Annotated in this window: 13 protein-coding genes and 6 tRNA genes; 11 read left to right on the top strand and 8 right to left on the bottom strand. The window is 62.6% G+C overall.

What is annotated here, in order from left to right:
* Positions 1-2 precede the first annotated feature (2 nt).
* Both G4D79_RS20810 and G4D79_RS20805 read right to left on the bottom strand, forming a co-directional pair.
* Positions 3-536, bottom strand: a complete 534-nt coding sequence (locus G4D79_RS20810) for an N-acetyltransferase (protein ID WP_007732909.1) — start codon at positions 534-536, stop codon at positions 3-5.
* Between the two features lie 67 nt (positions 537-603).
* Positions 604-1800: an MFS transporter gene (locus G4D79_RS20805; RefSeq protein ID WP_007732911.1), complete on the bottom strand. Its 1197-nt coding sequence runs from the start codon at positions 1798-1800 to the stop codon at positions 604-606.
* A 116-nt stretch (positions 1801-1916) separates the two neighbouring features.
* Here G4D79_RS20805 and G4D79_RS20800 point away from each other — a divergent pair, with 116 nt between their 5' ends.
* Positions 1917-3302 carry a GH1 family beta-glucosidase gene (locus G4D79_RS20800; protein WP_214514328.1) on the top strand — a complete coding sequence of 462 codons (1386 nt, stop codon included), beginning with the start codon at positions 1917-1919 and terminating at the stop codon, positions 3300-3302.
* A gap of 174 nt (positions 3303-3476) precedes the next feature.
* On the top strand, positions 3477-3953 hold the full coding sequence (locus tag G4D79_RS20795; RefSeq protein WP_054781939.1) for an alpha-isopropylmalate synthase regulatory domain-containing protein: 477 nt from the start codon (positions 3477-3479) through the stop codon (positions 3951-3953).
* A 146-nt stretch (positions 3954-4099) separates the two neighbouring features.
* Here the strand turns inward: G4D79_RS20795 and G4D79_RS20790 are convergent.
* From G4D79_RS20790 to G4D79_RS20770, 5 genes are all read right to left on the bottom strand, one after another.
* Positions 4100-4174, bottom strand: a tRNA-Val gene (locus G4D79_RS20790).
* Between the two features lie 16 nt (positions 4175-4190).
* Positions 4191-4266: transfer RNA gene (locus G4D79_RS20785), tRNA-Gly, on the bottom strand.
* 92 nt (positions 4267-4358) lie between these two features.
* Positions 4359-4433: transfer RNA gene (locus tag G4D79_RS20780), tRNA-Val, on the bottom strand.
* Position 4434: 1 nt separating this feature from the next.
* Positions 4435-4505, bottom strand: a tRNA-Cys gene (locus tag G4D79_RS20775).
* A gap of 25 nt (positions 4506-4530) precedes the next feature.
* A tRNA-Gly gene (locus tag G4D79_RS20770) sits at positions 4531-4603 on the bottom strand.
* Between the two features lie 293 nt (positions 4604-4896).
* On the opposite strand from G4D79_RS20770, the gene G4D79_RS20765 reads away from it, so the two are divergent.
* From G4D79_RS20765 to pdxS, 9 genes are all read left to right on the top strand, one after another.
* Positions 4897-4968 (top strand) — tRNA-Val (locus G4D79_RS20765).
* Positions 4969-5155: 187 nt separating this feature from the next.
* Entirely contained in the window at positions 5156-5608 is a 453-nt protein-coding gene (locus G4D79_RS20760; RefSeq protein WP_030536868.1) for a TIGR02611 family protein, read from the top strand.
* Between the two features lie 133 nt (positions 5609-5741).
* Complete coding sequence (thrS, locus tag G4D79_RS20755; protein ID WP_007732914.1) at positions 5742-7799, top strand: threonine--tRNA ligase; 2058 nt, start codon at positions 5742-5744, stop codon at positions 7797-7799.
* Entirely contained in the window at positions 7796-8350 is a 555-nt protein-coding gene (locus G4D79_RS20750) for an HIT domain-containing protein (RefSeq protein ID WP_003943307.1), read from the top strand. Before thrS ends, G4D79_RS20750 begins: the two co-directional genes overlap by 4 nt.
* Positions 8351-8431: 81 nt before the next feature.
* A complete protein-coding gene (gene pgsA, locus G4D79_RS20745) occupies positions 8432-9109 on the top strand; it encodes a phosphatidylinositol phosphate synthase (RefSeq protein WP_007732918.1) in 678 nt (225 codons plus the stop codon).
* Entirely contained in the window at positions 9106-10008 is a 903-nt protein-coding gene (locus G4D79_RS20740) for a phosphatidylinositol mannoside acyltransferase (RefSeq protein WP_030536867.1), read from the top strand. Before pgsA ends, G4D79_RS20740 begins: the two co-directional genes overlap by 4 nt.
* Positions 10005-11132 carry a glycosyltransferase family 4 protein gene (locus G4D79_RS20735; RefSeq protein WP_003943332.1) on the top strand — a complete coding sequence of 376 codons (1128 nt, stop codon included), beginning with the start codon at positions 10005-10007 and terminating at the stop codon, positions 11130-11132. The genes G4D79_RS20740 and G4D79_RS20735 overlap by 4 nt, the downstream gene beginning before the upstream one ends.
* Complete coding sequence (locus G4D79_RS20730) at positions 11129-12151, top strand: NUDIX domain-containing protein (protein WP_047269324.1); 1023 nt, start codon at positions 11129-11131, stop codon at positions 12149-12151. The genes G4D79_RS20735 and G4D79_RS20730 overlap by 4 nt, the downstream gene beginning before the upstream one ends.
* A 171-nt stretch (positions 12152-12322) precedes the next feature.
* A complete protein-coding gene (gene pdxS / locus G4D79_RS20725; RefSeq protein ID WP_003943338.1) occupies positions 12323-13231 on the top strand; it encodes a pyridoxal 5'-phosphate synthase lyase subunit PdxS in 909 nt (302 codons plus the stop codon).
* 101 nt (positions 13232-13332) lie between these two features.
* Here the strand turns inward: pdxS and G4D79_RS20720 are convergent, their stop codons facing one another.
* A complete protein-coding gene (locus tag G4D79_RS20720) occupies positions 13333-13809 on the bottom strand; it encodes a RidA family protein (RefSeq protein WP_050656607.1) in 477 nt (158 codons plus the stop codon).
* Positions 13810-13857: the final 48 nt, after the last annotated feature.

Here is a 13857-nt window from a genome sequence, read left to right as displayed (position 1 = left end):
TGTCAGCTGACGGGGCGCTCCATCACGAAATCGTGGTGGAGTTGTGCGCCCACGAGGAAAGTCTTCGTGCCGACCTGTGTGAAACCGTGCTTTGCGTAGAACTTCTGGGCGCGCAGGTTCTCCTGATTGACGCCCAGCCAGATCCCGGCACTTCCGCTGCGTCGTGCGTGGTCGACAACCGCGTCCATCAAGGATGCTGCCGCGCCGGTTCCGTGGTTACCCGGAAGCACGTACAACTTGCTCAGTTCCGTTGTCGGGCGAAGTGTCACAGCAGCTTTGACGTCCGGGTCGGAGGGCTCGTCGTCGACAAGCATCGCGTAGCCGACGATCGAACCGTCGCGAATGACCTTGAGAACGGTTCGTGTCGGATCGGTCAGGTACTCGGAGAACTTGTCGACGGAGAGAACGTTGTCGATGAAGGCACTGATGTCGTCGTCGGATGCGTCCGGCGGACACGCCAGTGGAAATGTCACCGCTGCCACGTCGGCTATTGCTTCGGAATCCCAGATCCCGGCCCGGTCAACGGTGATCGTCACGTCAGTTTCTGCCTCTCGTGCACACAATTCGGTCGATCAAGTACACCACTTTCCTCGGGCGCAATGCTCAAGCGGCGTTCTCGGCCACCGGAGTTGTGGCTCGTTTCGGTGCGAACGCGGGAGCAAGAACTATCAAGATCGCGCAGAACGCCAGCGGAATCAGGAACCCGATTCGAAGGTCACTGAAGGCAGCGACCGCGCCGACGATGCCGCCGCCGACGACTGTGCCGACGTAGTTGAAGAGGTTGATGCGTGCGATCACCGCATCGACCTGATCCGGGGGAGCCATCCTGCCGGCAGCGCTGAAGCAGATCGGAGCGATCACCGGTACCCCGAGCCCGACGATGAGGAACCCGGCGATGGCAACGGCGGGAGATTGCGCGAGGACGACAACTGTCATACCGACTACGCCGATGAGAGAGCCGATCCGCACGACGGTGGTCTCACCGAATTTCCCGACCCAGTAGTCCCCGGTCAGTCGTGCGACAAGTGCCGCGATCTGATACGCCGCCACGGAAAGGGCAGCGGTCCCGGCGTCGGCGAGCAGTTCGTCTTTGACGTACAGAGTCGACCAGTTTCCGACGCTGAAGTCGACCGCGTAGAACAATGCCATCGCGACGCCGAGGAGGACGAAGGCGCGGGTGGGTACCGCGAATTTCGCGGTGCTCGTGATGTTTGCCTCGGCAACCGGAGACTCGGACCGATCGAGCAGTTGCGGGCCGAAGGCCAGAAGCATCAGTCCGACAACAACTCCCGCGATCACCTGCGTGACGCGGATCGAAATGTCGAGGCCTGCGGTAGCAGAGATGAACAGGGCGCCGACAATCGCTCCGACGCTCCAGGAAGCATGGAACGAGGAGAGGATGAAGCGGCCCTTGGCGTGTTGGATCGAGACTGCCTGCATGTTGGCGGCCGCGTCGACCATGCCGAGTCCGATGCCGTAGATCGCCAGGAAGACGAAGAACATCGCTGCGTTGGGCGCAATTCCGGTTGCCCCGCCGAAGACTGCGATGACGGCGAGCCCAGTTCGCAGGGTCATCTTGCTCGACGTTCTCACGGCCAGCATCTCGGCGAGCACGCTGCCGAGCCCGGCGATGACGGACACGGTGACAACCGCAACCACAACCAGTGTCTCGCTCAGCTCGAACAAGTCCTTGTACTGCGGCAGCTGCGTCAGAATGGCGGCGAGCAGAAATCCTTGAAGTCCGAAGGCCACCGAAGTGGCGATCCGAGCCCTCGTCAGGGTGCGGGTGTTATCCGTCATCAAGCAGGGCCTTTGTCTCGTTCGTTCGGTTAGGCCGAACGGTACTGGATCTTGATACTGGTCGAGTGTCCAACAAAGCTGCGTGTTTTGCACGGTTCTTTGATTAACTGACCGACATGACTCGGCAGCCGACACCAGAATTTCCGACTTCCTTCGTCTGGGGAACCGCCACTGCGGCCTATCAAATCGAAGGAGCTGTGGCCGAAGACGGTCGCGGACCGTCGATCTGGGACGAGTTCTGTGACCGTCCCGGTGTTGTCGTCGGGGGCGACACCGGGACGGTCGCTGCCGATCATTATCACCGCTGGGAGTCGGACATCGAGCTGATGAATCAGCTCGGGCTCGACGCTTATCGGCTGTCTCTGTCGTGGTCGCGCATTCTGCCCACCGGATCGGGGGCCGTGAATGCGAAGGGGCTCGACTTCTACGACCGCCTGATCGACCGACTGTGTTCGGTGGGAATTACTCCTGCCGTCACGCTCTTTCACTGGGATCTGCCCATTGCCTTGCAGGAGCAGGGCGGCTGGATGAACCGCGACACCTCGTATCGGCTGGGGGAGTATGCGCAGGTCGTCGGCGAGCGACTGTCGGATCGGGTCGGAATGTGGATGCCGCTCAACGAACCAGTTGTGCACACGCTTTACGGGCATGCCCTCGGAGTTCACGCCCCCGGACTGGCCTTGGGGTTCGAGGCTTTCCAAGCCGCACATCACCAGCTGCTCGGGCATGGCCTCGCTGTCGAAGCGCTTCGGGCAACCGGATGCACGAACATCGGAATCGCCTCGAACCATGCTCCGGTGCGTGCCGCTTCGGATTCGCCGGAAGACGTGATGGCTGCCGACATCTACGACCACGTCGTCAATTGGATGTTCGCCGACCCGGTTCTGGTCGGGAAGTACCCGGCCGACGAATTCGCTCAGCTGCTCAGCGGTCCTGTCGACGAGGACTTGAAAATCATCGGGGCGCCGCTCGACTGGTACGGGATCAACTACTACGAGCCGACGATGATTGCTGCTCCGGTGGAAGGCCAGGGGACCGAAGGTGTGCTCGAAGTCGACCTGCCCCCGGGCCTGCCCTTTGCCCCTGTCGCGATTACCGGTTATCCCACAACCGATTTCGGTTGGCCGATCGTTCCCGAGGGGCTGGGCGAGATCTTGCGGACGTTCCACGCCCGCTTCGGTGACGCACTGCCGCCGATCTACATCACCGAAAGCGGATGTTCATTCCACGACGCCCCGGATGCCGCAGGCGTCGTCGACGACGAAGCACGAATCGACTACCACGATGCGCACCTTCGCGCCCTCCGATCGGCAATGGACGACGGTGTCGACGTCCGCGGTTATTTTGTGTGGTCACTTCTCGACAACTTCGAATGGGCTGCGGGATACAAAGAGCGATTCGGCCTGGTGCACGTCGATTTCGACACCCAGAAGCGCACTCCGAAGACCTCGTTCGAGTGGTATCGCGCCCTCATCGCCGAGCACAAAGCGGCTCAGGTCTGACCTGTGCGGAGGCGGTCTGGGTTGCATTCTCGAACCGGGCCGCCTAGCCTCGTCTCTCATGAAGCGAATTCTCGTAGTAAGCCGCCGTAGCGGGGTCTGAATCGGACCGACCCCTCGCTGCGGGTCGTCTTGCTACCAGTTGGTCCTCCACTTCATTCCAGGAAGACCACGATCATGACTTACAACTTCGCTTTCGCTTCTGATTCTTCTTCTGCTGCTGATCCCTTCGCGGCGCGTCACGGCAAATCTCTGCCCGCCGGCTTGCGTGCCGAATGCTCAGCGATGTCGTGGACCGAGTTCGAGTCCACGTATGCGGCTATGAGCGGCCCGATCCGTCTGGGTGCGTGGTCCTCCGAGAAGATTGCGCCGGGTCGTTGGACCTTCGAAGCGACTCTCGGTCTGGGGGAGCGTATCCAGAAAGCGTCCGCCACCTCGACCGGCGCGATCTCGGCCATGACGTCGATGCTGCACGACGCGGGAATCTCGCTCGAGATCTTGTCTTTCCATCAGCATCACATCGGCCACCGCACGGCTACGTTCATCTTCACCGAGTGCGACGGCCGTCGGAGCTGGGCGATGGGTATCGCGGAGTCGTCGACGGAGTCCTCGCTCCGCGCGATGACTTCGGCAGCGAACCGCTTCTCTCACTGAGCAGTTACAACAATCTGATCAGCTACATCAACCGCAGTACTGACGTGGATTCCCGAGGGGGCTCGCGTCAGTACTGCGGCCCGTGTGTTCGGCGCTCGAACGCAAAAAGCCGGAACCCTGAGGTTCCGGCTTCTTGCATTCTCAAATGGTGCGCGATACTGGGATTGAACCAGTGACCTCTTCCGTGTCAGGGAAGCGCTCTCCCGCTGAGCTAATCGCGCGGGTTCTGGAGAAAAATGGAGCGGACGACGGGATTCGAACCCGCGACCCCAACCTTGGCAAGGTTGTGCGCTACCAGCTGCGCCACGTCCGCATGAGCAATGAACTCCGTTACCGGAACTCAGTACTTTTCTAACTTATCAGACCTGCAAGCAGGTCTTGACCATCAGGCCCTAGGGTCTGACGTGGTGCGCGATACTGGGATTGAACCAGTGACCTCTTCCGTGTCAGGGAAGCGCTCTCCCGCTGAGCTAATCGCGCGAGGTGGAGACGGGAATCGAACCCGTGTGCACGGCTTTGCAGGCCGTTGCCTCACCACTCGGCCACTCCACCGTAAAAGGTTGAGTCACACCTCTCGAGCGGACGACGGGATTCGAACCCGCGACCCCAACCTTGGCAAGGTTGTGCGCTACCAGCTGCGCCACGTCCGCATCGCACCGTGTTGCTTGGGGAGCTGCTCGCTCTCCTCGGTGCGTTGGAAACATTAGCCGACCGTGTCGGATACACACAAATCACCAGCTCAGTGGCGTGTTCGGAGTCGAATCGGCCCGTCGCGCGCGTTGCAACTGTCCGTCTGGGCGATGAATACGGTCTGAAATCAGTTCGAATTCGTAGATTTCGGGGCGGCCTGGAGCAAAACGAATGCCAACCTGGTGATTCGTATTCATCGCGCAGCCGTGTTAATGTTCCAACTCGTTCGAGCGCATGCGTTCGTATGACTTACGGTCCCGTGGCTCAGTGGGAGAGCGTCCGCTTCACACGCGGAAGGTCGCTGGTTCGATCCCAGCCGGGACCACAGAAAAACACTGAAGGCGTTCCCGATCATCGGGGACGCCTTCAGTCGTTTGAGAGCACAGCTGTTTGAGAGCACAGCTGTTCGAGGGCACGGTCGTTTCGGCATGCAGACCGTCGTCGCAGGTCGCCGGGCGACGATTTCGGTAGCCTGGTCGAAGAGACATTTCGCGACCGAAAAGGTGACTGCTTTGAGTACCGAAAAGGTCGATTCTTCCGTCGACGATTCAGACCTGTCCGTCTTCCAGGACGCAGAGTCCCGCTGGGAGCGGTGGCGCGCGGGAATCGCCGCGCGGCCCACCCTCAATCTTGCGTACCGCATCGGCGTCGGAGTCGTGGGCACGATCGTGTTCGCCGCCGGCATCGTGGCTATTCCGTACCCCGGGCCCGGTTGGCTCATCGTTTTCGCCGGCCTCGGCATCCTGGCGTCGGAGTTCGCGTGGGCACATCGACTCCTTCATTTCGCGAAGGCTCGATACGACCGGTTCATGGAATGGTTCGGCAAGCAGTCGCTGTTCGTCAAAGGGTTGGGCGTTCTGTTCACCACAGTGATCGTCCTGGCGACTTTGTGGGTGCTCGGCACTTTCGGCCTGATCGGGACATGGGTGGGCCTGGACTACTCGTGGCTCGAGTCGCCGCTGTGAGTTGAACGCGGCCCGGTTTCCTTCACTCGGTTGTCTCACCATGTCGGTAGGGCCGATAACATGATCGTGCGCGTGCTCGCAGTGGGTACGACGCCTGTCTAACTTGTCGCAATACCTTTAGGAGCACATCGCCGTGACCAGTCCCGCGCCAGAGCACTCAGCCGCCCCACTTCGGGTGCCCGCGGGGACGACCGCCGGGACTGCAGTGCGCGAAGCCGGATACCCCACGAAGGGGCCCGACGTGATCGTCGTTGTCCGCGATGGCGAGGGAACGCTCAAGGATCTGTCGTGGACACCTGAGGTCGATGTCGACGTCGAGCCGGTGGCAGCATCCACCGAGGACGGCCGCAGCGTCATCCGGCACTCCGCGGCCCACGTCCTCGCGCAGGCGGTTCAGAAAGAATTCCCCGACGCGAAGCTCGGCATCGGTCCGCCGATCAAGGACGGCTTCTACTACGACTTCGCGGTGGACCGCCCGTTCACTCCGGAAGATCTGGCCAAGCTCGAAAAGCGTATGAAGCAGATCATCAAGGGATCACAGCGCTTTTCGCGTCGAGTCGTCGATTCGATCGAGGACGCTCGGGTCGAGTTGGCCGACGAGCCCTTCAAGCTCGAATTGATCGACGACAAGTCCGGTATCGACGATCCCGAGATCATGGAGGTGGGCGGCAACGAGCTGACCATCTACGACAATCTCGATCCTCGTACCGGCGACAAGATCTGGTCCGATCTGTGCCGCGGCCCGCACATTCCGACCACCAAGCACATCCCGGCCTTCAAGTTGACCCGAAGCTCCGCCGCCTACTGGCGTGGCAACCAGGACAACGCCGATCTTCAGCGTGTCTACGGCACCGCGTGGGAGTCCACCGAGGCTCAGGACGAATACCTCGAACTGCTCGCCGAGGCCGAGCGTCGTGATCACCGCAAGCTCGGTACCGAACTGGACCTCTTCAGCTTCCCCGACGAGCTCGGTTCGGGTCTGCCGGTGTTCCATCCCAAGGGCGGCATCATCCGCACCGAGATGGAGAACTACTCGCGCAGCCGCCACATCGAGGCGGGCTACGAGTTCGTCAACACTCCGCACATCACCAAGGGGCATCTGTACGAGGTTTCCGGTCACCTCGACTGGTACCGCGACGGCATGTTCCCGGCGATGCACGTCGACGAGGAACTGAACGAGGACGGCACCGTGCGCAAGCCGGGCCAGGACTACTACCTCAAGCCGATGAACTGCCCGATGCACAACCTGATCTTCCGTGCTCGCGGACGCTCGTACCGTGAATTGCCGTTGCGGCTCTTCGAATTCGGCTCGGTCTACCGCTACGAGAAGTCCGGCGTCATCCACGGCCTGACCCGCGTGCGCGGCATGACCCAGGACGACGCTCACATCTACTGCACCCGTGAGCAGATGCGCGACGAGCTGACCACCACGCTGCAGTTCGTGCTGAACCTGCTCAAGGACTACGGCCTCGACGACTTCTACCTCGAGCTGTCCACCAAGAACCCGGACAAATTCGTCGGTAGCGACGACGTCTGGGAAGAGGCAACTGCAACCCTCGCCGAGGTCGGCGAAGCTTCCGGCCTGACTCTGGTGCCGGATCCGGGCGGAGCCGCGTTCTACGGTCCCAAGATCTCCGTTCAGGTCAAGGACGCACTCGGCCGCACCTGGCAGATGTCGACCATCCAGCTCGACTTCAACCTGCCCGAGCGGTTCGAGCTCGAATACACCGGCAACGACGGCGTCAAGACTCGTCCGGTCATGATCCACCGCGCGCTGTTCGGCTCGATCGAGCGGTTCTTCGGTGTCCTGACCGAGCACTACGCGGGCGCGTTCCCGGCGTGGCTGGCGCCGGTGCAGGTCGTCGGAATCCCGGTGGCCGAGGCCTTCGCCGATCACCTGTTCGACGTCACGAAGAAGCTCAAGGCAGCCGGTGTTCGCGCCGAGGTCGACTTCAGTGACGACCGTATGCAGAAGAAGATCCGTAACCACACCACGCAAAAGGTCCCGTTCATGCTCCTCGCGGGCGAGCGTGACGTGGAGGCCGGCGCGGTCAGCTTCCGTTTCCGCGACGGCACCCAGATTAACGGCATTCCCGTCGACGACGCCGTCCGGATCATCACCGAGTGGATCGGCCGCCGCGAGAACGCCTCGCCGACAGCCGAACTGGTGCAGCCAAGCGTGGCGCAGTGAGCGCCCCCGGTGACGACGGTCCGGGTTCGCTGATCGACCACGGCGTCGGTGACCCTGACCATTTGCAGCGCATTTGGTCGCCGCATCGGATGTCGTACATCACCGAGGCGCCCAACACCCCGGGCACGACAGGTGAACCGTTCATCGACATTCCGAAGATGTCGGACGAAGAAGGACTGATCGTTGCCCGCGGTGAGCATGTCTATGCGGTTCTGAACCTGTATCCGTACAACCCGGGGCACCTGATGGTGGTTCCGTACCGCAAGGTCGCGGCACTCGAAGACCTGACGCCGGAGGAGAGCGCCGAGTTGATGGCGTTCACCCAGCAGGCGTTGCGGGTGATCAAGAGCGTGTCGAATCCTCACGGATTCAACGTCGGCCTGAATCTCGGTGCCGCTGCGGGCGGTTCGCTGTCCGAGCACCTTCACCAACACGTAGTGCCACGTTGGGGCGGCGACGCCAACTTCATCACCGTGCTCGGTGGGGTCAAGGTGATGCCGCAATTGCTGCGGGAGACCAGGGGACTACTCGCCGGTGCCTGGCAACAATAGGTTGACGCATCCGGCTTCATGGCAGGATGCATTGCTGCAACGAGTTCCGAACCGGAACTCACGACGGGGAGGGTTCCTGCGGTGTTGAGCTTCTTCGGGCGCGCATCGGTGTCCAAGGTGACGGCACCTATGGGGAAGGCGCTGGTCAAGACCGGTCTGACGCCGGACTCGGTGACGGTGATCGGCACGGTGGCAAGCGTCGCCGGTGCGGTGACGCTGTTTCCGTCCGGACATCTGTTCTGGGGAACCATGTTCATCTGGTTCTTCGTCATGTTCGACATGCTCGACGGCGCAATGGCTCGTGCTCGCGGCGGCGGAACGCGGTACGGGGCGGTACTGGACGCGACCTGCGACCGCGTCGCCGACGGCGCGATTTTTGCCGGCCTGGCCTGGTGGGCGGTCTACCACGAGAACAGCAAGTGGCTGCTCGTCGCGACGCTCATCTGCCTCGTCACCTCGCAGGTCATCTCGTACGCGAAGGCGCGCGCGGAGGCGAGCGGGCTGACTGCGGACGGCGGGTGGATCGAGCGCCCGGACCGATTGATCATCGTGTTGGTCGGATCCGGCCTGACGGGTATGGGTCTTCCGTGGGCAATCCACATCGCGATGTGGGTACTTGCCGCCGGAAGCATCGTGACGGTCTTCCAGCGAGTGCTCGCGGTGCGCAATTCCCCTGGCGCTCGGGAACTTCTGCCGATCGCCCCGGCCGCATCGACGGTCGAAGGTGCGCCGGACACGGACGGCGAGGCAGAGAAATGAGCTTTGCCGAGCGTGCAACAGATCTGGGATACGCCGCGGGTTGGCGTCTGGTGCGAAGCCTGCCGGAATCGGTGGCGGTCAAGCTGTTCGACGCCGGAGCGGATTTCGCGGTACGCAAGGGCGGACCCGAACAACTCAGGAAGAACCTCGCGAGAGTTCTGGGCACGACGCCGGAGCAAGTTCCGGATCAGTTGATCAAGGATTCGATGCGCTCGTACGCCCGGTATTGGCGTGAGGCGTTTCGTCTTCCTTCGATGGACCTGGTCGCGACAGGTAAGGCGCTGCATGCGCTGGTCGAGGGCCAGGAGCATCTGGAAAAGGCAATGGCGGCAGGTCATGGCGCGGTATTGGCGCTGCCTCACAGCGGTAATTGGGACATGGCCGGCGTGTGGTGCGTTCAGCAGTGGGGCGGGTTGACCTCCGTTGCCGAGCGGCTCAAGCCCGAATCCCTGTACGAACGGTTCGTCGACTATCGCGAGAGTCTCGGCTTCGAGATCTTCCCGCTCAGCGGCGGGGAGCATCCACCGTTCGTCGAACTCTCCAAGCATCTGCGTGAGAACAAGATCGTGTGCCTGTTGGGGGAGCGCGATCTGGCGAAGAAGGGTGTGCCCGTCACCTTCTTCGGCGAACCTACTCGGATGCCCGCGGGCCCGGCGAAGCTCGCGATCGACACCGGCGCGCCGCTACTTCCGGTCCACTGCTGGTTCACACCCGACGGATGGGGTTTCAAGATCGACCCACCGATCGACGTATCCGGCGGAGTCGGCCCGGCCACGCAAGCACTTGCCGACCGTTTCGCGGTCAACATCGCAGCGCACCCCGCTGACTGGCACATGCTTCAACCGCTGTGGCGCTCGGACCTTTCCGAATCGCGGCTCGCCCGCATGGAGGGTGAATGAAAATCGGCATGATCTGCCCGTACTCCTTCGACGTCCCCGGCGGCGTCCAGGCGCACGTGGTGGATCTGGCCGAGGTGCTGATCGAACGTGGTCACAAAGTGAGTGTGCTTGCGCCGTCGTCCGATGACGACGAGTTGCCGGATTTTGTGGTTTCCGCAGGTAAAGCCGTCGCGATTCCCTACAACGGTTCTGTTGCGCGGTTGTCTTTCGGCCCGACGGCGAACAACCGCCTCCGCAAGTTCATCGCGGAAGGTGACTTCGACGTTCTACATATCCACGAACCCAATGCGCCGAGTCTGTCCATGCTCGCGTTGCGCATCGCGGAAGGCCCGATCGTCGCCACCTTCCACACGTCGACCACGAAGTCGTTGGTGCTGAGCACGTTTCAGGGTGTCTTGGCTCCGTATCTCGAGAAGATCAGCGGCCGGATCGCAGTCTCGGAGTTGGCGCGTCGTTGGCAGGTCGAGTCTCTCGGATCCGACGCGGTCGAGATCCCCAACGGCGTCGATGTCGCAGCGTTTGCCGAGGCCGATCTGTTGCCCGGCTACCCGCGCGAAGGTGGAACCATTCTGTTCCTCGGTCGCTACGACGAACCGCGCAAGGGGATGGCCGTCCTCCTCGGTGCGCTGCCGGAGTTGGTCGAGCGTCACCCGGATCTCGAAGTGATCGTGGTCGGACGCGGCGACGAGGAGAAACTCCGCAAAGAGGCGGGTAAGTACTTCAAGCATCTCCGCCTGCTCGGGCAGGTCAGTGACGAGGAGAAAGCGTCGGCGCTTCGCAGTGCGGACGTCTACTGCGCGCCCAATCTCGGCGGTGAGAGCTTCGGGATCGTGCTGGTCGAGGCCATGGCGGCTGGCACTGCCGTCGTGGCCAGTGAGTTGGACGCTTTTCGCCGTGTTCTTCGCGACGGTCAGGCCGGCTTGCTGGTCCCCATCGGGAACTCCGATGCCTTGGCCGAGGCAATCGATTCCGTTCTCGGTGACCCGGATCGACGACGCGCGCTGGTCAACACCGCGACAAGTGTTGTTGCCGAATACGACTGGCCGGTGGTGGCCGAACAGATCCTGCGTGTCTACGAGACCGTCACGGTTGGCGGCACCGGCGTACGCGTGGTGGGTTCATGACCTTCTCCGCTCTGACAATCTTCATTCTCGGGCTCGTCGCTGCCGTCGTCCTGGTCGTCGGACTGTGGGCGTACGGGACGGCGAACCGACTCGATCGACTGCATGTGCGTTCGGATCAGTCGTGGTTGGCGCTCGATGCGGCTCTGTCCCGTCGTGCCGCGGTTGTCCGCGCGGCGGCGGTGGACATGAACGCCGACGACGCGCGCAGATTCGTCACCTTGGCGGACGCTGCCGAACGTGCGGATCGTCAGGATCGCGAGCTTGCCGAGAACCGGCTGTCCAATGCTCTCGCTGCCTACGGCACGACGTCGCTGCGCCCTCAACTGGTGGCCGAGTTGGCCGATGCCGAAGCGCGCGTGCTGATCGCCCGGCGGTTCCACAACGACGCGGTGCGAGACACTCTCGCGTTGCGTACGCGTCGACTTGTTCGCTGGCTGCACCTCGGTGGAACGGCACCGCTGCCTCAGTATTTCGAGATCTCCGAGCGCACCACCGCGGCGGCGGTGCCCGAGGGCATCACCGTGGATACGTCACGGACCTCTGCCCGCGTGGTGATGCTGGACGAGGACGATCGGGTGCTGCTGTTGCGCGGCCACGATCCCAAGATCCCGAACACTTACTTCTGGTTCACCGTCGGCGGCGGGCTCGAACGGGGCGAACACCTGCGGGCGGCTGCCGTTCGTGAGATCGAGGAGGAGACCGGATTCGTCGTGGCTCCGGAGAATCTGCGAGGTCCACTCTGGCGTCGTGTGGCGATTTTCCCGTTCGACGGTGAGCTGATCCGTTCGGAAGAGCTGTTCTTCGCTACGCGCACTCACGGCTTCGAGCCGGTCTTCCAAGGCCACACGGAATTGGAGCAGCGTGCCATCACCGGCCATCGCTGGTGCAGCGCCGACGAGATCCGCCAATTGGCCAAGTCCGGTGAGCCGGTCTACCCGTTGGATCTGGCAAACCTCCTGGTGGAAGCGGCGACGATCGCGGACGGTACCGAGGATCCGGAAGTGCGTTCCATCCGCTGATCCTTCGGTCGTTCAGTTCTCGCGGGCAGTTTAAGGCCAGCAATGGCAAATTGGATACGGAATCGAAGGCCGGTTCGTCCTAGAGTTCTGGCCAGAGGCCTCCGCGCGAATGAACTCGTGTGTTCGCCGTGCCTTGTTTCTTTCGTCACGCCACTACTGCAGGAGTTTGCTGTGAGCACCCCCGACTCTGCCCCCACCACCGCCATCGGCACCGCCCGCGTCAAGCGCGGCATGGCTGAAATGCTCAAGGGCGGTGTGATCATGGACGTGGTCACCGCTGAGCAGGCCAAGATCGCCGAAGACGCCGGCGCCGTCGCCGTCATGGCACTCGAGCGGGTCCCCGCAGACATTCGCGCACAGGGCGGCGTCTCGCGCATGAGTGACCCGGACATGATCGACAGCATCATCTCCACCGTCAGCATCCCCGTCATGGCGAAGGCACGCATCGGTCACTTCGTCGAAGCGCAGATCCTGCAGAGCCTCGGCGTCGACTACATCGACGAGTCCGAGGTCCTGACCCCGGCCGACTACGCCAACCACATCGACAAGTGGAAGTTCACCGCTCCCTTCGTCTGTGGCGCCACCAACCTCGGCGAAGCGCTCCGTCGCATCAACGAAGGCGCGGCCATGATCCGCTCGAAGGGTGAAGCAGGCACCGGAGACGTCTCCAACGCCACCACCCACATGCGCACCATCCGCGGCGAGATCCGCCGGTTGACCTCGCTGAGCGAAGACGAACTGTACGTAGCCGCCAAGGAACTGCAGGCCCCGTACGAACTGGTCGTCGAGGTCGCCAAGGCCGGCAAGCTGCCGGTCACCATGTTCACCGCCGGCGGCATCGCCACGCCGGCAGACGCTGCGATGATGATGCAGCTCGGCGCCGAGGGCGTGTTCGTCGGATCGGGCATCTTCAAGTCCGGCAATCCGAAGCAGCGCGCCGAGGCAATCGTCAAGGCCACCACGTTCTACGACGACCCGGACGTGCTCGCCAAGGTCTCGCGCGGACTCGGCGAGGCAATGGTCGGTATCAACGTCGACGACCTGCCTGTCGGACACCGCCTCGCAGAGCGCGGTTGGTGACAGCAGGTTCGACGACCGGGCCCAGTGCCTGAAAGTCCTCACAGACGAAGGGGCGGCGGTTGCGTTGGCAACCGCCGCCCCTTCGGGGTGTGGCAGACCGATCAGATGCTGTCCGATACCTCGAACACGAACTCGACCTCGACGGCACTGTTTCGGGGTAGTTCGGCGACGCCGATCGCTGAGCGGGCGTGTTGTCCAGCCGAACCGAAGATCTCGGCCAGCAGGTCGGACGCACCGTTGATCACCTGGGGTTGTTGCGAAAATCCGGATCCGGACGCAACAAATCCAACGACCTTGACGACCCGAACGATGCGATCGAGCCCGACTAAGGCATCGACTGCCGCGAGTCCGTTGAGAGTGCACAACCGCGCCGCCTGGGCGGCGTCTTCGACGGAGACGCCCTCGCCCAACTTGCCGATGCACGTCGTAGTGCCGTCGACGAGCGGCAATTGCCCCGATGTATAGACGTATGACCCCGTCTGAACAGCGGGGAGGTAGGAGCCTGCCGGGGTAGCGACCGGCGGGAGGGTCAGGTCGAGTGCTGCGAGTCGTGCGGTCCAGGTACTAGCGTCGTTCATCGAGTTCCTCAATGGATTCTTTTGTCTGGGAATGATGCTCGAGTCTGT

Origin of the sequence: Rhodococcus sp. WY5, from assembly GCF_018588185.1 — a bacterium.
Classification (GTDB): Bacteria; Actinomycetota; Actinomycetes; order Mycobacteriales; family Mycobacteriaceae; genus Rhodococcus_F; species Rhodococcus_F qingshengii.
This window is presented reverse-complemented; position numbering and strand designations above follow the sequence as displayed.